20 protein-coding genes are annotated in these 19,465 nt (G+C 50.7%); 9 read left to right on the forward strand and 11 right to left on the reverse strand.

Annotated elements, in window-relative coordinates:
- Positions 1–8 precede the first annotated feature (8 nt).
- From NW212_RS11715 to NW212_RS11735, 5 genes are all read right to left on the reverse strand, one after another.
- Positions 9–593, reverse strand: a complete 585-nt coding sequence (locus NW212_RS11715) for a Maf-like protein (protein ID WP_258338825.1) — start codon at positions 591–593, stop codon at positions 9–11.
- A gap of 82 nt (positions 594–675) precedes the next feature.
- Positions 676–1,194, reverse strand: coding sequence for an HAD family hydrolase (locus NW212_RS11720; protein WP_258338826.1), 519 nt, complete (start codon positions 1,192–1,194; stop codon positions 676–678).
- The gene (locus NW212_RS11725) at positions 1,191–2,003 is read right to left on the reverse strand and encodes a Rossmann-like and DUF2520 domain-containing protein (protein ID WP_258338827.1); all 813 of its coding nucleotides are present in this window, start codon (positions 2,001–2,003) and stop codon (positions 1,191–1,193) included. The genes NW212_RS11720 and NW212_RS11725 overlap by 4 nt, the downstream gene beginning before the upstream one ends.
- Before the next feature lie 3 nt (positions 2,004–2,006).
- The gene (locus NW212_RS11730; protein WP_258338828.1) at positions 2,007–2,336 is read right to left on the reverse strand and encodes a hypothetical protein; all 330 of its coding nucleotides are present in this window, start codon (positions 2,334–2,336) and stop codon (positions 2,007–2,009) included.
- Positions 2,314–2,871, reverse strand: coding sequence for a nitroreductase family protein (locus NW212_RS11735; protein ID WP_258338829.1), 558 nt, complete (start codon positions 2,869–2,871; stop codon positions 2,314–2,316). The genes NW212_RS11730 and NW212_RS11735 overlap by 23 nt, the downstream gene beginning before the upstream one ends.
- A gap of 76 nt (positions 2,872–2,947) precedes the next feature.
- On the opposite strand from NW212_RS11735, the gene NW212_RS11740 reads away from it, so the two are divergent.
- Positions 2,948–3,916, forward strand: a complete 969-nt coding sequence (locus NW212_RS11740; protein ID WP_258338830.1) for a GNAT family N-acetyltransferase — start codon at positions 2,948–2,950, stop codon at positions 3,914–3,916.
- Here NW212_RS11740 and NW212_RS11745 read toward each other — a convergent pair.
- A complete protein-coding gene (locus tag NW212_RS11745) occupies positions 3,907–4,221 on the reverse strand; it encodes a hypothetical protein (RefSeq protein WP_258338831.1) in 315 nt (104 codons plus the stop codon). The genes NW212_RS11740 and NW212_RS11745 overlap by 10 nt on opposite strands.
- Before the next feature lie 16 nt (positions 4,222–4,237).
- Between NW212_RS11745 and mce the strand changes: the two genes are divergently transcribed.
- The 5 genes from mce (at position 4,238) to NW212_RS11770 (ending at position 8,848) form a co-directional block, all read left to right on the forward strand.
- The gene (gene mce, locus NW212_RS11750) at positions 4,238–4,642 is read left to right on the forward strand and encodes a methylmalonyl-CoA epimerase (RefSeq protein WP_258338832.1); all 405 of its coding nucleotides are present in this window, start codon (positions 4,238–4,240) and stop codon (positions 4,640–4,642) included.
- Between the two features lie 86 nt (positions 4,643–4,728).
- Positions 4,729–6,282 (forward strand): acyl-CoA carboxylase subunit beta, encoded by a 1,554-nt coding sequence (locus NW212_RS11755; RefSeq protein ID WP_258338833.1) that lies wholly within the window; start codon positions 4,729–4,731, stop codon positions 6,280–6,282.
- 25 nt (positions 6,283–6,307) lie between these two features.
- Positions 6,308–7,237, forward strand: coding sequence for an OadG family transporter subunit (locus tag NW212_RS11760; protein WP_258338834.1), 930 nt, complete (start codon positions 6,308–6,310; stop codon positions 7,235–7,237).
- A gap of 19 nt (positions 7,238–7,256) precedes the next feature.
- Complete coding sequence (locus NW212_RS11765) at positions 7,257–7,685, forward strand: biotin/lipoyl-containing protein (protein WP_258338835.1); 429 nt, start codon at positions 7,257–7,259, stop codon at positions 7,683–7,685.
- Between the two features lie 2 nt (positions 7,686–7,687).
- Positions 7,688–8,848: a sodium ion-translocating decarboxylase subunit beta gene (locus NW212_RS11770; RefSeq protein WP_258338836.1), complete on the forward strand. Its 1,161-nt coding sequence runs from the start codon at positions 7,688–7,690 to the stop codon at positions 8,846–8,848.
- A 60-nt stretch (positions 8,849–8,908) separates the two neighbouring features.
- On the opposite strand, the gene ccsA is transcribed toward NW212_RS11770, so the two are convergent.
- The 4 genes from ccsA to NW212_RS11790 form a co-directional block, all read right to left on the reverse strand.
- A complete protein-coding gene (ccsA, locus tag NW212_RS11775) occupies positions 8,909–11,128 on the reverse strand; it encodes a cytochrome c biogenesis protein CcsA (protein WP_258338837.1) in 2,220 nt (739 codons plus the stop codon).
- 173 nt (positions 11,129–11,301) lie between these two features.
- Complete coding sequence (locus NW212_RS11780; protein ID WP_258338838.1) at positions 11,302–12,963, reverse strand: di-heme oxidoredictase family protein; 1,662 nt, start codon at positions 12,961–12,963, stop codon at positions 11,302–11,304.
- 194 nt (positions 12,964–13,157) lie between these two features.
- Positions 13,158–14,411: an imelysin family protein gene (locus NW212_RS11785; RefSeq protein WP_258338839.1), complete on the reverse strand. Its 1,254-nt coding sequence runs from the start codon at positions 14,409–14,411 to the stop codon at positions 13,158–13,160.
- A 41-nt stretch (positions 14,412–14,452) separates the two neighbouring features.
- Positions 14,453–15,781, reverse strand: coding sequence for a hypothetical protein (locus NW212_RS11790; RefSeq protein ID WP_258338840.1), 1,329 nt, complete (start codon positions 15,779–15,781; stop codon positions 14,453–14,455).
- A 208-nt stretch (positions 15,782–15,989) separates the two neighbouring features.
- On the opposite strand from NW212_RS11790, the gene NW212_RS11795 reads away from it, so the two are divergent.
- Positions 15,990–16,562, forward strand: coding sequence for an HdeD family acid-resistance protein (locus tag NW212_RS11795; RefSeq protein ID WP_258338841.1), 573 nt, complete (start codon positions 15,990–15,992; stop codon positions 16,560–16,562).
- A gap of 88 nt (positions 16,563–16,650) precedes the next feature.
- Here NW212_RS11795 and NW212_RS11800 read toward each other — a convergent pair whose 3' ends face one another.
- On the reverse strand, positions 16,651–17,727 hold the full coding sequence (locus NW212_RS11800) for a YeiH family protein (protein ID WP_258338842.1): 1,077 nt from the start codon (positions 17,725–17,727) through the stop codon (positions 16,651–16,653).
- Positions 17,728–17,890: 163 nt separating this feature from the next.
- On the opposite strand from NW212_RS11800, the gene NW212_RS11805 reads away from it, so the two are divergent.
- Both NW212_RS11805 and truA read left to right on the forward strand, forming a co-directional pair.
- Positions 17,891–18,565: a DUF5715 family protein gene (locus NW212_RS11805; protein ID WP_258338843.1), complete on the forward strand. Its 675-nt coding sequence runs from the start codon at positions 17,891–17,893 to the stop codon at positions 18,563–18,565.
- 12 nt (positions 18,566–18,577) lie between these two features.
- A complete protein-coding gene (truA, locus tag NW212_RS11810; protein ID WP_258338844.1) occupies positions 18,578–19,339 on the forward strand; it encodes a tRNA pseudouridine(38-40) synthase TruA in 762 nt (253 codons plus the stop codon).
- The last annotated feature ends 126 nt before the right edge of the window (positions 19,340–19,465 follow it).

Raw genomic sequence — 19,465 nt, forward strand, 5'->3', positions numbered from 1 at the left:
CCTCCTGCTCAGATTCTTTTCAGTTCCTTGTAGAGCCGTTGTATGGGAAGTCCCATAACGTTGAAGTACGAGCCTTCCAGTCGGGTCACGCCGATAAAGCCGATCCACTCCTGCACTCCGTATGCTCCGGCTTTGTCCATCGGGCGGTAATTGTTTACATAATGGGTGATTTCTTCTTCGCTGAGCGTGTCGAACGTGACATCCGTTGTAGCCGCGAACGTGCGTTGCATTTCGGCTGTAGTGATACATACGCCGGTGATTACCTGGTGTGTGCGTCCCGATAGCAGGCGGAGCATCCGGCAGGCATCTGCCTCGTCTTTGGGCTTTCCGAGCACTTGTCCTTCAAGGCAGACGATTGTGTCGGCTGTGATGATCAGTTCGTCCGGTTTGATAGACGGGCGATAAGCGTCGGCCTTTTCGCGGGCGATGTACATCGGAATTTCTTCTCCCGTTAGGTTCTCGGGGTAGCTTTCGTCGATACCCGGAAGTATTTTTACTTCATAGTCTATTCCAAGCCCCGAGAGCAGTTCGCGTCTGCGCGGAGAGTTTGAGGCAAGTATGATGTGATATTTCTTCAAGTTTTTCAGTTCCATATCCGTTAAAGCATAGTTAAAGCAGTTAGATAAGCTAGAGGAGGCAGAGAAGCATCGGCTTCGGCCTGCCCCTGCAAGCAGTTTACCATCCGAAGGCCTCCTGGTGCGACATCCATTTCCCCTGGGCGCGGAGCACCTGCTCGATTACGTCACGTCCGCATCCGTAACCTCCGTTGCGGTGAGAGATGTATTTGCAGATGGCCTTGATTTCGGGGGCTGCATCGGCAGGGCAGCAGGGAAGGCCCACCAGTTGCAGTACCTCGTAGTCGGGAATGTCATCGCCCATATAGAGCACTTCTTCTGGCTTGAGGCTGTATTTCTGGAGCAGTTCGTTGTATTCTTTGGTTTTGACCGCGGCTCCCAGATACACATCCTTGATGCCCAGTCCTTCGTAACGCTTTCTGACGGCTTCGGTCTTTCCTCCGGTGATGATGGCCACGTGCAGTCCGCATTTTACGGCCAGCTGGAGTGCATAGCCGTCCTTGATGTTCACCGTGCGCATCGGGTCGCCGTTTGGGTGAAGCCCCACGGTTTCACCGCTCAGCACACCGTCTACGTCGAAGAATAAAGCCTTGATTTTTGTGAGATCGTAATTTATCATCTTGATGTCATTTTGTTGTTGAGTTCATACGTATGGATGCTCCGGCTTATCATACCGTATAGGTCAGCCAGTTCCGGTGCCTCTTTCTTTAGAATGTCCAGGTGCCGGCCGATTACATTCCGGTCGTTCCTCCTGGCCGGACCGGTCTGCGCTTCCAGCGGCGGCAGTTCGTGTATTTTCCGTGCCGTTTCGTCAATCAGCGGGAGCATAGACTCGAAGGGGAGTCCATGGGCAGCAAGCAGCCGGTCGCAGAGGGTATACATGTGGTTGGTAAAGTTGCATGCGAATACGGCTGCGATGTGGAGATACCTGCGCTGCTCGGATGAAGCTTCATAAATTTTCGGACTGACTCTTCCGGCTACTTCTTTCAGCAGGCAGGCATCTTCTTCTGAGTTCGCCTCAATGAAAAAAGGAACGGCAGAGAAATCAACAGCTCGCTGCTTGCTGAAAGTCTGCATCGGATAGAGCACCCCGTATCTGCGAATCTTGCCTTTCCATACGTCCATCGGCATGCTTCCGGCAGTGTGCGCATACAGCGCGTCGGGATTTCCGCTGCATGCGAGCCGTGCGGTGACATCATCAAGCGCGTCGTCCTTGACCGAAACGATATACAGATCCGCTTCGCCCGATATTTGTGTCAGATCGGTCGTATAAGGGCAGTCCGCTTTTCGGGCGAGTGTCTGCGCAGACTCTTGCGTGCGGCTGTATACTTGCACGATGCGGCATCCCTTCTGCATGAGCGCGGGAGCCAGACAGGAAGCGACATTTCCTGCTCCCACGAAAACGATGTTGAAATCCGGTCTTTCCATAAGTCAGCGTGTAGATAAGAAATAAAGCAGGATTCCGATGATCAGCAGTGCAGCAGGAAGCAGGTAGGCCGACATTTGCCCGAGCAGTGAGATGACCAGCCCGATGTTCTGTATCAGCCAGATTCCGGCAAGAATGATTCCAACGGACTTGTCACGTTTGAACCACAGGAATATGACTGACGCATAAAGCAGCATGGTGTCTTTCTGCATCACCCAGGGGAGTCCGGCGCTGCTGAAATGAATCAGCTTGTCCAGCAGATACAGTATCCCCATCACCACAAGGAAGACAGCCGTAGCTTTGTAGGTGTCTTTATTGTTCGTTGCCGTTGCCATTGTCTTCCCTGTATTTGTTGATATGTACCTTTTCCCACCGCAGGTGGCTTTCGTCGAAAGGCTTTCTTTCCATTCCCTTATGGCCGACCGCGATGACTGACAGCACTTGAAGCTGCAGGGGAATGTCCAGCAGTTCATGAATATATTCGTTTGCCGGCGTTCCGTCGGCTGTATACCGTTCGCGCACCTGTATCCAGCAGCTTCCCAGATTCAGGTCTTCTGCCTGCATCAGGATCATTGTCGAAGCTACCGACGCGTCTTCAATCCATACGTCGCTCAGGAGCGGATCGCCCATGACGACGATAGCCAGTGCAGCGTCTTTCACGAACGCTGCGCCAGCGGCCTTGCATTGCGCCAGCTTTCCGAGCGTTTCCTTGTCGTCGACGGCGATGAACTGCCAGCTTTCCGAACGTTTGGATGTAGGCGACATCAGCGCTGCCTTGAGCAGCGTGACCACTTCGTCCTGTGTCAGCTCTTCTTCTGTAAATTTACGCATGCTCCGTCTGCGCTTGACCAGTTCACTGAAATTCTCCATAAAAAAAGTGTTTTGTCCCGACAAATATACTTCATCCGTTTCAAATCCTCAAAAAAAAAATCTAAATTTGCATTGTATGGCACTCCGTTTGGCTACATATTATCATGCCGAAGATGTCCCGCCCCTGCCCGGTTCGAATGTCTTTTATTCCGTTGAAATGCTTCAGGCGTTGCAGCAGACTAAAGGTTTCCGTCCGGTGCTGCTCGTGGCTTACGAGGACGGCCGTGCGGTGGGAAAGCTGCTCTGCATCACGCGGCGCAGCCTGCGCTTCCGTTTTTTCTTTACAAAAACATACGTGTACGGCACCGGCGAATATTTCCCTTCGTCATACCGGAAGGATGAGATCTTCAGGGAGCTGCTTGAATACCTGACCCGCTGCTTCAAGGACCGTTCGTTTCTGCTTGAGTTCCGCAATCTGGAGGAGTCATTGTTCGGATACCGGCATTTCCGTGAGTGCGGCTACTTTCCGGTCCGCTGGATGCGTGTGCGCAATTCGATACACGGAAACTGCATAGACAAGTGGATGAGCATTTCCAGAAAGCGTCAGATAAACCGCGGGCTGAAGGGAGGGGCCGAGATGGATATCGCAAGGACGGAAGCCGAAGTGGAAGAATTTTTTGCTCTGCTGAAGCGTTATTATTCGTCCAAGATTCATCGTTATCTTCCGGGCATAGACTTTTTCTTTTCTTTGCTGAGGCAGTCGTCCGAGCGTTCGAAGATCTTTATAGTCAGGTATAAGGGCAAGATTATTGGCGGTTCGGTCTGCTTGTTTTCGGCTGACGACGCGTATTTGCTCTTTTCGGGCGGTTTGCGCAAGAGCTATCCGCTGCTGTATCCCGGCGTGCTGGCCGTCTGGAATGCGATGGTTTATGCACACAACCGCGGCTATTCCCATTTTGAGTTTATTGAGGCCGGACTTCCTTTCAAGAAATACGGTTACCGCGATTTCATTCTCCGTTTCGGGGGCAGGCAGATGAGCAGCCGCCGCTGGTTTCGCGTGGGGTGGGGATGGCTGAACAGGCTTCTGACCAAACTTTATGTCTGAAAGAATAAGCCCTTTCCGACAGGTATGCAAAACGCTTTTTTCCTGCGATATGCTGCATCTCCAGCCTGGAGATATACATGTTCAGGCTGGAGATGTATATCTTTAAGTTGAAGATATATGTTTTTAATCTGGAGATAAAGAATGTTTCGGGCTGCCTGCGGAATCGCATTGCGGAGGGTGCCTTTTCTTGCTGTTTTGCCAAAAAAAGATGAGGGGTCAAAAAAACGGTGAAAAGTTTCTTTTTTCAGCACATTTTTCTTTTCTTTGTGCAATGTTATTGCATAAAACTGAAATCTTAATACCATTAAAACAAACTTTGTTATGAAAATTTCTCATATCGAACATCTGGGCATCGCTGTGGAAAGCATCGAAAATGCCCTTCCTTATTATGAAAACGTCCTTGGGCTGAAATGTTACAATATAGAAACTGTGGAGGACCAGAAGGTGAAGACCGCATTTTTGAAATGCGGAGAAACGAAAATCGAACTGCTGGAACCCACTTCTCCCGACAGTACCATCGCTAAATTTATTGAGAAGAGAGGTATGGGCGTGCATCACGTGGCCTTTGCCGTGGAAGACGGTGTCGCCAATGCGCTGGCCCAGGCTGAGGAGGCCGGAATCCGTCTGATTGACAAGGCTCCGCGGAAAGGTGCGGAAAACCTGAACATCGCCTTTCTGCATCCCAAATCGACGATGGGCGTGCTGACCGAACTTTGCGAAAAATGAAATGATGCGGGAGGTATCTCCAAGCCTGCTCCGAAGGGGAGGCTCGTTGGCCTTCCGGTTTAAATTAACAATAAAAACAGAATACCATGAGTAACCAACTTGAAAAAGTAAAAGAATTGATCGATCTGCGTGCCAAAGCCCGTTTGGGAGGAGGCGAGAAAGCCATCGAAAAGCAGCACGCAAAAGGAAAATATACAGCCCGCGAACGCATCTCCATGTTGCTTGATGAAGGCAGCTTTGAAGAAATGGATATGTTTGTAGAACACCGCTGCACGAACTTCGGTATGGAAAAGAAGCATTACCTGGGCGACGGTGTGGTTACGGGATACGGAACAATCGACGGACGCCTGGTGTATGTGTTTGCGCAGGACTTCACCGTTTCGGCTGGCTCTCTTTCCGAAACCATGTCGAAGAAAATCTGCAAGGTGATGGACATGGCCATGCGGATGGGCGCTCCGATGATCGGTTTGAACGACTCGGGAGGCGCGCGCATTCAGGAGGGCATCTGTGCCTTGGGAGGCTATGCGGAAATATTCCAGCGCAATATTCTTGCTTCGGGCGTGATTCCGCAGATTTCAGGAATCTTCGGCCCGTGTGCGGGAGGAGCCGTTTATTCGCCGGCACTGACTGACTTTACGCTGATGATTGAAGGCACGTCTTATATGTTCCTTACGGGTCCGAAGGTCGTAAAATCCGTAACCGGAGAAGACGTGACGCAGGAGAACCTGGGAGGTGCGAGCGTGCATTCAACCCGTTCGGGCGTGACTCATTTTACGGCTTCGACGGAAGAGGATGGTCTGGCGCTGATCCGGAAACTGCTGAGTTATCTGCCTCAGAACAATCTGGAAGAACCGCCATATGTAGACTGTACCGACCCGATCGACCGCCTGGAGGATTCGTTGAACGAAATCATTCCCGACAGTCCGAACAAGGCGTATGACATGTACGAGGTGATCGGCGCAATCGTGGATAACGGCGAGTTCCTCGAAGTCCAGCAGGATTTTGCAAAGAACATCATTGTCGGATTCGCGCGTTTCAACGGACAGTCGGTCGGTGTGGTGGCAAACCAGCCCAAGACGCTGGCGGGCGTGCTCGACTGCAATGCATCGCGCAAGGGAGCACGCTTTGTGCGCTTCTGCGATGCGTTCAATATCCCTATCGTTTCGTTGGTTGACGTGCCGGGATTCCTGCCGGGAACGGGACAGGAATACAATGCCGTTATCCTGCACGGGGCCAAGCTGCTTTATGCATACGGTGAAGCCACAGTTCCTAAGGTGACCATTACTTTGCGCAAGTCTTACGGAGGCTCGCACATTGTGATGAGCTGCAAGCAGTTGAGGGGCGACATCAATTACGCATGGCCTACTGCCGAAATCGCCGTGATGGGCGGAGCGGGAGCCGTGGAAGTGCTCTATGCGAAGGAAGCTAAAGAGGCTGCCGATCCGAAAGCGTTCATGACAGAAAAAGAGGCGGAATATACCAGACTGTTCGCCAATCCCTATAATGCGGCAAAGTATGGATATATCGACGATGTAATCGAACCGCGCAATACACGTTTCCGCATTATTCGTGCCTTGCAGCAGCTGCAGACCAAGAAGCAGACTAATCCTGCCAAGAAGCATGGGAATATTCCATTGTAATGACAAACTTTAAATGAAGATGATTATGAAGAAACCGAAAATCGGAATATTTCTTTCGCTGCTTCTGTTCGTGGGCCTGGTGTCGTGTACGGGAAGCAAGACCGAAAGCAAGCTGGTCATCAATGAGGTGCTTACTGACAATGTGAGCAATTTTCAGGATGATTATGGCGTTCACAGCGGTTGGATTGAAATATTCAACAAGGCATTCAAGACGGAAAATCTGGCAGGCTGCCTGATAAAGGTGAGCTCCGAGCCGGGGGATACCGTCACTTATTTCATACCGAAGGGGGATGTGCTGACCAAAATGCCGCCCCGCCAGCACCTGTTGTTCTGGGCTGATGGAGCGCCGCGCAGGGGAACGTTCCATACAAATTTTGTGTTGAGCAAGACATCTGACAATTGGATCGGATTGTATGATTCCGGACGGAACCTGATGGACGAGGTGGTCGTTCCCGGAGGACTGCTGAAGCCTAACCAGTCGTATGCGCGTGTTACGGACGGTTCTGCCACATGGGAAGTGAAGGATGACAGTGAAGAAAAGTATGTCACTCCGAGCACCAACAACCAGACCATTGAAAGCAATCCGAAGATGGAGAAATTCGAGCAGCACGATCCGGTAGGGGTCGGCATGACTGTTACTGCAATGTGCGTGGTGTTCGTGGGATTGATCCTGCTTTACATCTGTTTCCGCTTTGTCGGCAAACTGGCTGTCAAGCTCCGCAAGCAGAATGCGATGAAAGTTCACAACGTAACCGACAAGACGGAAGCGAAAGAACGGGGCTTCGGAGAGGCTCCGGGCGAAGTGATAGCAGCTATCACAATGGCATTGCACGAGGCTCAGGGAGCCGATCATGACGTGGAAGAAACGATCCTGACCATCAGCCGTGTGAAGAGAAGCTATTCTCCGTGGAGCTCGAAGATTTATACCTTGCGTGAAACCCCTCATAGAAAATAACCTTTAATAATAGAAAGACATGAAAGAATATAGATATAAAATCAACGGAAATCTTTATAAAGTGGCTGTGGGAGATGTTGAGGAAAACCACGTGCGCGTGGAAGTGAACGGCACAGCCTATGTGGTGGAGCTTGAAAAGAAGAAAAGCCCTAAGATAAAACCTGTGCTGCGCACCGCTTCTACGTCGCCGGCAGCTCCTCCTCCCGCCATCAGCCGTCCGGCTCCTATCGGCGGAAAATCCGGAGTCAAGTCACCGCTGCCCGGTGTGATACTCGAAATTAAAGTGAAGGAAGGAGATGTAGTGAAGCGCGGACAGACTTTGGTTGTGCTTGAAGCCATGAAAATGGAAAATGACATCAAGGCAGACCGTGACGGAAAAGTGACAGCCGTCAAGGTGAGCAAAGGAGAGTCAATTCTTGAAGGTACTGATCTTGTAATCATCGAGTAGTTATGGGCGATTTTCTTAATTTTCTTCAGAACAACCTTGCCGACTTTTGGACCTATACGGGGTTCTATAATGCTACGGCAGGACATGTGGTGATGATTCTGGTCGGCATATTCTTTATATATCTTGCCGTAGCAAAAGAATTTGAACCGATGTTGCTGATTCCGATCGGGTTCGGTATTCTGGTTGGCAATATTCCTTTCAACATGGATGCCGGCCTCCAGGTGGGCATTTATGAAGAGGGATCAGTGTTGAACATCTTGTACCAAGGGGTTACTTCGGGATGGTATCCGCCGCTGATATTTCTCGGTATCGGTGCCATGACCGACTTTTCAGCCTTGATTTCCAATCCGAAGCTGATGCTGATCGGCGCTGCCGCTCAGTTCGGTATCTTCGGCGCGTATATTGCTGCCTTGTGGCTTGGGTTTGATCCCATGCAGGCTGCTTCTATCGGCATTATCGGCGGTGCCGACGGTCCGACGGCCATTTTCCTTTCTTCCAAGCTGGCACCGAATCTGATGGGAGCCATTGCCGTTTCAGCTTATTCCTACATGGCGTTGGTTCCGGTGATCCAGCCGCCGGTGATGCGTTTGCTCACGACGAAGAAAGAACGGCTGATCCGCATGAAGACTCCGCGTGCCGTATCTCATACGGAAAAGGTGATGTTTCCGATTATCGGTCTGCTTCTGACTTGCTTTCTGGTGCCTTCCGGACTTCCGTTGCTGGGAATGCTCTTCTTCGGCAACCTTCTGAAAGAAAGTGGTGTGACACGCCGCCTGGCAGAAACGGCTCGTGGTCCGCTGATTGATACGATTACCATGTTGCTCGGATTAACGGTGGGGGCTTCTACTCAGGCTTCGGAATTCCTTACATGGAACTCGCTTAAGATTTTTGCTTTGGGAGCGTTCTCATTCATTGTGGCTACAGCTTCGGGTGTTCTTTTTGTCAAGATTTTCAATCTGGTGTTGAAGAAAGACGACAAGATCAATCCGCTGATTGGAAATGCCGGTGTGTCTGCCGTACCGGATTCGGCACGTATTTCGCAGATTGTAGGAGCTGAGTATGATCCTACAAATTATTTGTTGATGCATGCCATGGGGCCGAATGTGGCCGGAGTGATCGGATCGGCTGTTGCAGCCGGTATTCTGCTGGGATTCTTGATATAATGGAATAGTCATGTCAGCAGCGGGGTGGCAAGGGCGCAGGCTTCTTGCCACCCCGTTCTTTTATGCGTAGCTGTGAAGTCCGGCCATGAAGAAATTGACGCCGAAATATGTTATCAGCACTGAAAGGAACGCGATGATGCAGAACCAGTGAAAGAACATCGGCCTTTTGAAGTAGGGAAGCGAGTCTGTATGGAATGCGGCAGAGTAAATCATCAGTGTGATTAGTGCCCAAGTTTCTTTGGGATCCCATCCCCAGTAGCGTCCCCATGAAACATTTGCCCAGACTGCGCCGATGAAGATTCCTGAAGCGAGCAGAAAAATCGCGGGATACAGCAAGATCCGGTTTATGATGTAGAGTCGTTCGACCGCTTCATTCTGTGTTTTTCCTGCATATCGGATGATCAGGGCTGCCGTACCGTTTAGCATGAGAAAAGCCAGTAGCGCATACGAAATCATGATGGTCAGCACATGGATGCTGAGCAGCGGTGATGCAAGTACCGGCATCAGCGGAGTGATGGGGGGATTTGACTCTCCAAGCATGGAAACAAGCAGGGAGAATCCGCAGATGATGAAGCCGAAGGCAATGGACATCTCAAATCTCTTCCTGAAGAGCAGGGAAATCAATGAAGCGCATGCCGCCATAGCCTGCATCGTTTCAAATCCGTTTGAAACAGGAATGTGTCCGCTGATATAGCTGCGCAGTCCGATCAGTATCGCAAGAAAGACAAACAAAAGGCCGAGCAGTGCAGACTGGATCATGGATATCCGTTTTTCGGTTTTGCTTTTCAGGGTCTGGTTTCTTACCAGCTTCCGGCAGTTATGGATGAATGCGAAAAGGCCGATTACCAGGCAGCAGAAGGCAGGAATCTTGGTGTAGTTCAGGCTGTTGTAGAGCTTTTCTGCTTCAATCTGCCTGTCGGATGGAAGCGTTCCGCTTGCTGTTTTCTGCTGGTATTTTCTGATTTTGCCGGCGATTTCCCTAATCGACGCTTCGTCGTTTCTCATCACCTGCTCGCTCAGAAGTCCCAGGCTTTTCCGGATAAAGAGCCATTGGTCTGCCGGCAAGTCGTCAGGAAGCCGGTCCACAGGGGAGAACCAGCGTATCTTTCCGTTTTCCCGGCAGGGAAATATCCTCAGCATGCTTCCTGTCGCCACCATGCTGATCAGATTGAATTTTTCGTTGGCTTCGTTTATTTCCCGCTTGTATTTTGTATCTTGTTCCAGCCCGCTGTCTTTTAGTTTGTATCCTTCCGCTCCGAAGAAATCGTTCAGACAGGCGTATTGCCCTTTGATGCCCAGCATTCGCTGCACGGCTTTGCTTTTGATGCGGATGATCGGCTCCGTTTTCCAGTCGTCGTAGAAAAAGAACCACCCGGTAAGCACCTGTTCTCCGTTCAGTCCTTTATAGTTGGATTTTCCGTATATCTTGAGAGTGAAATCTTTCGCTAATGTTTGCAGCGGGCAGATCCTGTCTTGGTGATAAAGATAAATGCCATTTATGCTTGATGCCGATTCCTTAGACAGGTGCTTCGGTTGTTCCGCAGCAAATGCTGTGAGTGACGGGCAAAGCAGCAAGCATACGGCCGTTGATGCTTTTCGCAAAACCGGATGGCGCAGCAGTCGGCGGAAGGCACTGTGTCTTTGGAAGAAGAATCCGCAGATGGAAACCAGAAGCAGAAGATATCCGGCATATGTAATGGCGATTCCCCATGGATCATAAGATACGGCAAGGGTGCTTCCTTTCATGTCCTTGTCGTAAGAGGACTGGTAAAAGCGGTAGTGACGGTAAGAAAAGATGTTGTTCATGGAAATGTCTGCTTCGATGGCGTTTCCGTTGTCTGTAATGCGGATACGGCTTGTAAAATCCATTGGAGCGGCACTTCCTTCGTAATAGTCGATGTAGAAATCAGTCAGTTGGATCTGGAAAGGGAAGCTTTCTTCCTTATGCGACGCGGCAAACGAAGCCGAAGGCCGGTCGCCGACACGCAGATGGATGCTTCCCTGCCTGCCGTTCAGGTAAGTGGCAAAGGCTCCTGCCAGAATGACGAGGAATGCAAGATGGAGCAGGAGAGAGAACGGACTTTTCTGCAATTTCCGCTTGAAGATATAAATGGCGGATGCAACTGCTGCCGTGCCCCATGCGGCGATGAATAATGGTGAACTGTAAATGGAAGACGATCCGGGAGAAGTGCCTCCCGTTTTTTCCAGAACTGTGGCGGCTATCATTAAGATGATTAGTGCTCCGGCCGTTCCGAAACAGAGGTGTTTGATAATTCTCATTGTAAGTCTGTTGTTGGCGTTTATTCCCGAAAAACGTCCCGTCGCTCGGTTGCGGATAAAAGCTACGGGACGTTTGGGAAACGGCAGGATGCGGCAGAGTGCCTGTGCTGAGCGGAATCATTTGCGAGCCCGTTTGCATCTGGGCATATAACGGCGCATCCTTGTTATAGGGGTTAGATGGAATCGATGAACTTTACGATTGCGTCACGGTCTTCTTTGGAAAGCTGGCGGAATTTTTCTGTCGTTTCATAGGCATCGCTTTCCTTGCTGGTTCCGTGCCACATGATCGCTTCGGTCGTGGTACGTGCGCGGCAGTCGTGAAGACGGTCTGCATACTCGGCTCCCGTACATCTCTGGTGTAGTCCGCGCCCCCAAAGCGGAGTCGTGCGGCACCAGCCTGTGCGGATGTCATTCTGCATATGCAGCTTGTGCTGGATCATGTCTGAGTAAGGCCATATTTTCTGATTCGGATAACGCGGCAGTTCGTTGGCTGTTGATCCGGTAAAGAAGCCTGCCGGATCGCGTATCTCGTCGTTTCCGGTTGTCCAGCTTGGCTTGTGGCAATAAGCGCAGCCGATTTGTTCGAAGAGTTCTTTTCCTCTCAGCACTTCTTCATCGTCTATATTGCGTGCGGCCGGTACCGCCAGCCCTCTGTGCCATACCATCAGATCGATGTAGCTTTGGTCTGATATCTCAGCTTCAAGGCTGGTAGCGTTCAGGTAATTGAGGATGTTTTGTTCCATGTCGGCTGTGTGCCAGTCGCTGTGTTTCTTTTCCGGATCAACCTGCGCAATGTAATCGGCAAATCCAGCCTGTACGTCCGGATCTTGTGCGGCAGCCTTTGCATAGTATCCGCCAGCATCCTTATAGTGATATTTCCGGTCGCTTCGTGTAACGTTTGTAATGTTCCAGAAAGCATTTGCTCCGGCCGCATCCTGCAATGGTCCGCGGCTTAGTGCATACGTGAAACGGTACGGATACTTCTTTCCGTCGGATGTGGCTTCCTTGCTTGTATATTGGTTTGTCCATTCGCCGTTCTGAAAGAAAGCGGGATTGATGCCGTTCTTCAGATAACCGTCTTTTTCTTGCTTTGCATATTCCGCTTTCAGATCCTCGTCGCTGATGGCATCGAGCAGCCCTGTTCCGTAAATGCCGATGGTCGATTCCAGACGCACTTCATAGCTTCCCATGTTTGCATCCGACAGAACGCCTTCATTGTAAGCGTAAACAGCGTCTTTAGGCAGTGTCACTTCCGGATATCTCAGACTGTAAGTTTCTCCGTCGGGAAACTTGTTTCCGTATGCGTCAGTATATTCATGCCATGTCAATATGACTTTTGATTCATCGAGGGGAGCCTTGAACGGAACAGTCGCGTGTCCTTGAGGCATTCCTGCAAGCCAGTTGACATATGCATTGGTTGAAGGATTGTATACAACCAGCAGATAGCCATTGCCCATGTCGTTTGTTTGGAACGGACCGTCGGGCTGGCTTTTGCCATGTCCGTATCCCGGATGGCAATGCATGCATGAGCTTCGTACGTAAGTCGGGCCTAAACCGCCGCGTACACCGTCGGGGTTGCTGACAAACACTTTTTCAAAAAGCTGTTCGCCTCGCTTGAATGACAGGGTCATGTCTGCATTTTCTACCGCCGGTGTCGGCTGTTCGTATGCGGCGGATGTTGAAATGAACGCGGTTCCCAGTTCGCCGCCGGTGTAATACCATTCCGGCAGTTCCTGGTTTTCCTGATTGTTTTCCGGATCAGTAGCCGGATTTTCATCACTGCAGGCTGTTAATCCTGTGAGTAATAGTGTACTGAGCAAATAAATTTTTTTCATAAAACAACATTGAGTCAGTTATAAAAGATGGGTATGTCATCTCAAAGCTTTTGCTTTGAGATGACTTTGCAAACGGTGCGCCGTGCTGCGTGCAGCCGGGAAAATCGTGTGCCGGTCCGATAACAGTCGAATGGAGGGCTGCACGCATCTTGTTGTGCTGCACGCAGAACGACCAATGCATGGACGCTTCGGTATCAATTGTTCTGGATAGCGTTCATCACTTCATCCAAAATATCGTTTACATTCTGGCAGGCTTTTTGTGCGGCCAGATTCACTTGTTCGTATTGCGGATCGCGGGCTGTGGATGCAAACGGCTCTTTCATGTTTCCGATGGCTTCGATGGCTCCCTCGATGGTATTGATGACTTTCGTGTCCAGTTCCGGGTCGACGGTTTTGATGTAGTCGCTTAACGAGTGTTCGACCGGCTGGATGTAGTTTTCTGTCACTCCATTTTCCGTTTGATACCCCATGTAGGCGGTGCGGACACTCTTCAGGTTGTCGATGAAGTCGGTGATTGAGTTCAGTGCATACGGAGATTCGATGTAGTTGGCATCGTTTTCCACACCGTTGCCGATCGGGTTGCCAATTTTTTGTCCTCCCACTTCGTCAGCAATGTCTTGGGCGCCTACCAGCAGCTCCTGCACAGCTTCTGCATATGATTTGTATTTGCTTCCGCCCTGTCCGGCGTTTTTCATCGATTCGCCGTAATAGAAAGTCGGTTCCAGTTCTGCGTCTGCCAGATAAGTCCATTTTTCAGAAGATTCGCTGTATGTGCCTTCGTCTGCCCATGAAATCTCCAGGCGTACACACTGGTTGCGCAAGTCATCGGCTACAGCGGCCATATAATAAAGCTCGTTTGCAGTGAATTTGCCTGCCGGGCGCGGACTGGTCTGGTCGGTTGTTGCGTTTGCCGGCTCAAACAGCATGTATTCGATGGCGTGAAATCCCAGCAAGCCTTGTCCCAGGCTGTTGCTCACATAGGTGGCGGCGCTTTCTTCGTCTTTCATCTGTGCCATCTGGCTTTCATTGTTCAGCATGTTCTCCATCGCTGTCTTGTCCAGCGGCCAGGTATCGATATGCGGATCAATATTGTAGTCGGCGGCAGCTCCGTACAGCCATGCTTCACTTAGCTCCCAGTAACGGCGGGCAGTAATCCATTTCTCTCCGGCTTGCTTTACCATGTCCTCCGTCAGGTTTGAAGGGCCTGCGTTGCACATGGCGCGGCATGCGTCGGCCAGCTCGATTGCAGCGTCAGCCAGTCCTTTGTATGTAGGGACGACCGACTTGTTCACATAGTCTTCAATGACTGCCTTCAGCGCCTGTTCCTGTTGGCTCAATTCTTCAGGTTCCGGAGTGTTTTCGTTGTCACTGCAGGCAGAAAAGCCTGTCATGAAAGATGCACCCAGTACCATGTACGCAGATGCCATCAATACATTTTTCATTTTCATTTTCGTTCTGTTTTTTTGTTATCTGTATCTGATCATTCATTTTATAGATTGAAAAGTCCTGCGTAAGCGATGCCGAACGAGAGAGCAGGTTCGTTGTTGTATTGCTTTTTCAGGAGCCCTATAGCGTATTCCCCCTTGATGACAATCTCCTTCATCGGATAGTAGTTTATGCCGGCAGCGATGCGGTGGCGGCTGCACCAGTCATATTTCAATACGTTTCCTGCCATCTTGTGCATGGAATCGTAGTAGTCGTAGCGTGCAAACACATAAAACTTTTGTTCTTTTTGGCGCATCTTGCTGATTTGGGAGAATATGTCGTATCCGGCTTCAATGCCTCCGGCGATAGCGTCAGAAGCTACGTTTTGTTTGGGCGACGGAGCGTCGTCGCGGTATTTCTTGTTGACGGCTGTGATGGCATCGGCATCAGAGAGGTGCCCGTAGTCGAAGTTTCCTCTGACAACCCAGTTGTGCGCATTGTAGTGAAAGTCGAAAGCTCCGATTCCCACTGTTCCTTTGATGTCTTTATATCCAGCTTTCGGTTCGGTCAGGTGGTTATTGAAAGAATTGCCCACATATCCGCTTAATGAAAGGCGCAGTCCGGGGACGGAGAAATTGTCGATGCGGAAAGCCCCCGCTATGGAATTGCCTATCTTGAATTCGTAAGGGCTGGCCGCTCCGTCTTTGATCCAGTTTTCACGGCCGAAGCGGTCGGAGTCAAGTCCAGGCATCAGCATGGCTTCATATCTCCAGTCGCCTGCCTGCCCCCAGATGCTGACGCCTGTTTCGTGCCATGTGCAAGGCAGAATCGTGTTTTCTCCGGCGGGCCGGTAAACCCCGAAAAACTCTGTAGGAGTGTGGTGCATGTTTGTTCCGCCTACAGGAACGATCATGTGTCCGATTTTGATGTTGAACTGCCGGCAGAAGGATTTCTGGATCCAGAACTGTTCGAGGGCAACCTCTCCGCCTCGTTCGATTTCGCTTTCGTATTCGCCTCCTTCTTCGTCTTCAATCTCGACGGCACTTTCGGTGCCTCCATGCTCGAATTCGATTTCAGTGCCCATAGTCCATCCTTTGCCGAAATCATATCCGAAGAAGAGCACAACATGCGGCAGGTCAAACCGTCCGTGCTTGCTGTTGCTGTTTCTGTACTTTTCGGCATCTGTGTATCTCAGGTAGTTGTCACTGAAGAAGTTGCGGCTGTATGCCGCTTCGCCGTAGCCTCCGATTGTGAAGCGTGATTTCTTTTTGGCAGGCTGTTCCTGCTTTTCATCCGCTGCGTCTGAATGGTTGTTTGCTGATTCGCCTGCTGCGAACGCATGTGCATAACATGCTGCAAGAATGAGGGAGAATAAAAATACTTTTCCTTTCATTTTTCTTCTTTGCTTTTTGTTGTTTTTAACGGAAGCAAAGTTATGGGGATGCAGAAAAGCGGACAATACCTATATATAGGTAAAAAAAGATATTAAATACTAAAGAGTAGGTATGATCGGTTGCCGGATTTGGGATTTTATGCTGTTTCTGTTTGTTATATCGTACTTCTTTCTTATATTCGTGACTGTATTTTAAACCCCGTTTTGTATGAATTCATTAAATTATGGCATCATCAGTTCTTTGTGTGCGCTGGTAATCGGTGTGCTGCTTGTGGCGTGGCCCGATGTGGCCGTTACTTATCTGGTGATAACGATTGGCGCGCTGTTTCTTATTCCCGGGCTGTTCGGGATCTTTTCCTATTTTTATGTACGGCGGAAGATGAGGCAGGAGAATGTGCGAGTGATATTTCCTGTGGTTGCGCTGGGCAGTGCCTTTCTCGGGTTATGGCTTATTCTGACGCCGGCCTTTTTTGTGACTATCCTGATGTATGTGCTGGGTGTGCTGCTTCTGCTGGGAGGGCTGAACCAGTTGTCAGGGCTTTTGGTTGCCAGACGGTATTTTGCAGTTCCTTTGGTGATGTATTTCATGCCAGTGCTGATTGTGGCATCCGGTCTGGTTGTCTTGTTCAATCCGTTTGAGGCGGCCATGGTTCCTTTCATCATGCTGGGCATATCGTTTATCGTTTATTCGCTGACAGACGTTGTGCGCCTTATCCGTTTCCATAAAAAGGAGGCTAAGATTCAGGACGTTACGCCGATAGAGGAAATAAAGGAAGATTGATCTTGGCAGAAGCTGCGCGAAGGCAGAGAGAGCGGATGCTGAAGATTGCATTGAGGCTCGGCTCCGTACCTTCGCGTTTTCATGTTTTTTATCCGATCATTGGCACGAGGTATTTGGTAAGCAGATAGCCTCCTCCCACCAGCCATACATAAAGCAGTCCGGCCAGGACGAAGGGGCGTGCTCCGGCTTGCTTGAACTTCTCGATGCTGGTGTCTGTTCCGAGTGCGGTCATTGCCATGGTCAGCATGAAGGTGTCGATGTATTCGATGGCACCGTTCAGCGGAATCTCTTTCACGCTCTCCACTCCCAGCGCATATTGCAGCAGCGAGTTCAGGCAGATTATCCCGATGAATCCGAAAGCGAACCAGGGTATGGTGATCTTGCTTTTTTCGGCCTTTCCCTCGGGTGAAGCCTTTTTGCGTCCGGCCAGTGCAAAGCTCATGATTACGAGTACGGGAGCCAGCATCATCACACGGATCATCTTTGTGATGGTGGCCGTTCCGGCTATGCCAAGCGTATCGGTAGGATCCATTGCGTTCCCGGCTCCGGCCACATGAGCGACTTCGTGCAGGGTGCTTCCGGTATAGATTGCAACCCCTGTGTCAGTCAGTCCGTCGAGGATTCCCGTGCGGTACATGATCGGGTAGAGGAACATGGAGATGGTTCCGAAAATCACGACCGTAGATACGGCAATGGCCGTCTTGTGTCCTTCGCATTTCACTACAGGCTCGGCTCCAAGCACGGCGGCCGCACCGCAGATGGCACTTCCGGTAGAAGTCATCAGTGAAGTGTCCTTGTCCATTTTCAGCAATTTTCCCAGCCATATTCCTAAAAAGATAGTCCCTGCCACGATGATTGTGTCGATGATAACCGCAGGAAGTCCCACGGCGGCCACTTGGGTCAGCGTGAGGCGGAATCCGTAGAGCACGATGCCTGCGCGCAGGATCTGCTTCGTGCAGAACTTGATGCCGGGAACCCAGGTTTCGGGCAGCTTGTTGCGCAAGCTGTTGGCATACAGCATGCCCAGAATGATGCCTACAATCAGCGGACTGAATGAGAGGCTTTTTACGAACGGTATTTCGGCGATGTAGAATGCCGCAAACGAAAAGAGGGCGATCAGCAGAATGCCGTGCAGCGTGTTGGCTCTGTTTCCTTTTTCAAACATATCGATAATCGGTTTTAAGTTGTTTTTTCCGCCTGCAAAGGTAGGCCTTTTCCATGAATTGTCCTATTCACATTTTTTTATGGGGTATAATCAAAAGTAATAACGGGATAGAGGTTTGCGAATTTTGCGTATCTTTGCGTCTGCTAAAAAGAAGACAGAGAATATGAAGAAACTATTGCATTCGTGCGTTGCGCTCGCGTTGTTTTCCGCCATGATTGTGGCCGGATGCGGAGAAGAGAAAAAAGACATGTCGATGAAAATGAACAACCCGCACAATATCCGTGGCGTAATCAGCTACAAGCGTTCGTTCGGCGACCTGAACGATGTACAGTTGGCTACGGCGAAGAAAATCGGCATCCGTCCGATGGAAAGCCGTGAGAGTGCGGCCGAGATGGAAGGCCGGTTGGTTGAAATCGCGCCTTGCGAGCTGTATGGCATGGACTCGCTTACCCATTCCATTCCGTTCCTGATTCCGCAGGCCAGTGCGTTGCTGGATACGATCGGGGCGAACTTTCTTGACTCGCTGGAGAACAAGGGACTGAATCCGAACCGTGTGATCGTGACCTCGGTGACACGCACGAAGGATGACGTGAAGCGCCTGCGGCGTACAAACATGAATGCTTCGCTGAAGTCGTGCCATTTCTATGGAACGACGTTCGACATCAGCTGGAAGCGTTTTGAGAAGGTGGAGGATCCCGACGGACGCCCGATGCAGGATGTCAGTGCGGATACGCTGAAGCTGGTGCTTTCGGAGGTGCTGCGCGACCTGCGCAAGGCCGACCGGTGCTATGTGAAGTATGAACTTCGCCAGGGATGTTTCCATATTACCGCACGCTAACCCCCGCAGGCTATGTTCAGGTATTTCATTTATTTGGCATACGACGGCACGAACTACCATGGCTGGCAGATGCAGCCTAACGGTGTGAGCGTGCAGGAAACGCTTGTCAAGGCTTTGGTCACTTTCTTGCGTGACGATGCGATAGGAGTTACGGGAGCCGGACGTACGGATGCCGGCGTGCATGCACGTCTGATGGTGGCGCATTTCGATTTGGAACGGATGGCTGATCCGGATCTGATGGCTGACAAGCTGAACAGAATCCTTCCGCCCGACATCTCCGTATATAAGGTGCGCCGTGTCCGCCAGGATGCGCATGCCCGCTTCGATGCCACCTACCGCACTTATAAGTATTATGTCACCACACGGAAAGATCCGTTCAACCGGATGTATGTGTGGCGGATATTCCAGCGGCTGGATTTCGGGCGGATGAACGAGGCTGCGCGCACGCTGCTGGAGTATACCGATTTCACAAGTTTCAGCAAGCTCCATACGGACGTGAAAACCAATAACTGCCGTATCATGCAGGCCGCCTGGGAGCAGACAGGCGAGGATGAATGGGTTTTCACGATACAGGCCGACCGCTTTTTGCGCAACATGGTGCGCGCCATTGTGGGCACGCTGGTGGAAGTGGGGAGAGGCAAGCTCTCGGTGGAAGGCTTCCGCCAGATCATAGAAAAGAAAGACAGGTGCAGTGCGGGGACATCCGCTCCGGGAAACGCCTTGTTTCTGGTAGACATAGGCTATCCGGATGCCTTGTTTGTGGACTGCCCATAAAAATGTGCCGTCAGACGAACCTCTTCACTGGAGTGATACGATCTCCTCACTGGAGTGATGCGATGTCTTCACTAGAGTGATACGATCTCTTCACTGGAGTGAAGAGGTAAAGGCAGCGGCACATTC

It is taken from the genome of Bacteroides sp. ET225, from assembly GCF_024733745.1.
Lineage (GTDB): Bacteria > Bacteroidota > Bacteroidia > Bacteroidales > Bacteroidaceae > Phocaeicola > Phocaeicola excrementipullorum.

Bases quoted from the DNA above. Each gene is read 5' to 3' on its own strand.
- NW212_RS11770 (WP_258338836.1), top strand. From the start codon at position 7,688: ATGGGCGATTTTCTTAATTTTCTTCAGAACAACCTTGCCGACTTTTGG.
- truA (WP_258338844.1), top strand. From the start codon at position 18,578: ATGTTCAGGTATTTCATTTATTTGGCATACGACGGCACGAACTACCAT.
- NW212_RS11760 (WP_258338834.1), top strand. From the start codon at position 6,308: ATGAAGAAACCGAAAATCGGAATATTTCTTTCGCTGCTTCTGTTCGTG.
- NW212_RS11805 (WP_258338843.1), top strand. From the start codon at position 17,891: ATGAAGAAACTATTGCATTCGTGCGTTGCGCTCGCGTTGTTTTCCGCC.
- NW212_RS11785 (WP_258338839.1), bottom strand. From the start codon at position 14,411: ATGAAAATGAAAAATGTATTGATGGCATCTGCGTACATGGTACTGGGT.
- NW212_RS11790 (WP_258338840.1), bottom strand. From the start codon at position 15,781: ATGAAAGGAAAAGTATTTTTATTCTCCCTCATTCTTGCAGCATGTTAT.
- NW212_RS11780 (WP_258338838.1), bottom strand. From the start codon at position 12,963: ATGAAAAAAATTTATTTGCTCAGTACACTATTACTCACAGGATTAACA.
- mce (WP_258338832.1), top strand. From the start codon at position 4,238: ATGAAAATTTCTCATATCGAACATCTGGGCATCGCTGTGGAAAGCATC.
- NW212_RS11745 (WP_258338831.1), bottom strand. From the start codon at position 4,221: ATGGTATTAAGATTTCAGTTTTATGCAATAACATTGCACAAAGAAAAG.
- NW212_RS11765 (WP_258338835.1), top strand. From the start codon at position 7,257: ATGAAAGAATATAGATATAAAATCAACGGAAATCTTTATAAAGTGGCT.
- NW212_RS11720 (WP_258338826.1), bottom strand. From the start codon at position 1,194: ATGATAAATTACGATCTCACAAAAATCAAGGCTTTATTCTTCGACGTA.
- NW212_RS11800 (WP_258338842.1), bottom strand. From the start codon at position 17,727: ATGTTTGAAAAAGGAAACAGAGCCAACACGCTGCACGGCATTCTGCTG.
- NW212_RS11730 (WP_258338828.1), bottom strand. From the start codon at position 2,336: ATGGCAACGGCAACGAACAATAAAGACACCTACAAAGCTACGGCTGTC.
- NW212_RS11755 (WP_258338833.1), top strand. From the start codon at position 4,729: ATGAGTAACCAACTTGAAAAAGTAAAAGAATTGATCGATCTGCGTGCC.
- NW212_RS11795 (WP_258338841.1), top strand. From the start codon at position 15,990: ATGAATTCATTAAATTATGGCATCATCAGTTCTTTGTGTGCGCTGGTA.
- NW212_RS11735 (WP_258338829.1), bottom strand. From the start codon at position 2,871: ATGGAGAATTTCAGTGAACTGGTCAAGCGCAGACGGAGCATGCGTAAA.
- NW212_RS11740 (WP_258338830.1), top strand. From the start codon at position 2,948: ATGGCACTCCGTTTGGCTACATATTATCATGCCGAAGATGTCCCGCCC.
- NW212_RS11715 (WP_258338825.1), bottom strand. From the start codon at position 593: ATGGAACTGAAAAACTTGAAGAAATATCACATCATACTTGCCTCAAAC.
- NW212_RS11725 (WP_258338827.1), bottom strand. From the start codon at position 2,003: ATGGAAAGACCGGATTTCAACATCGTTTTCGTGGGAGCAGGAAATGTC.
- ccsA (WP_258338837.1), bottom strand. From the start codon at position 11,128: ATGAGAATTATCAAACACCTCTGTTTCGGAACGGCCGGAGCACTAATC.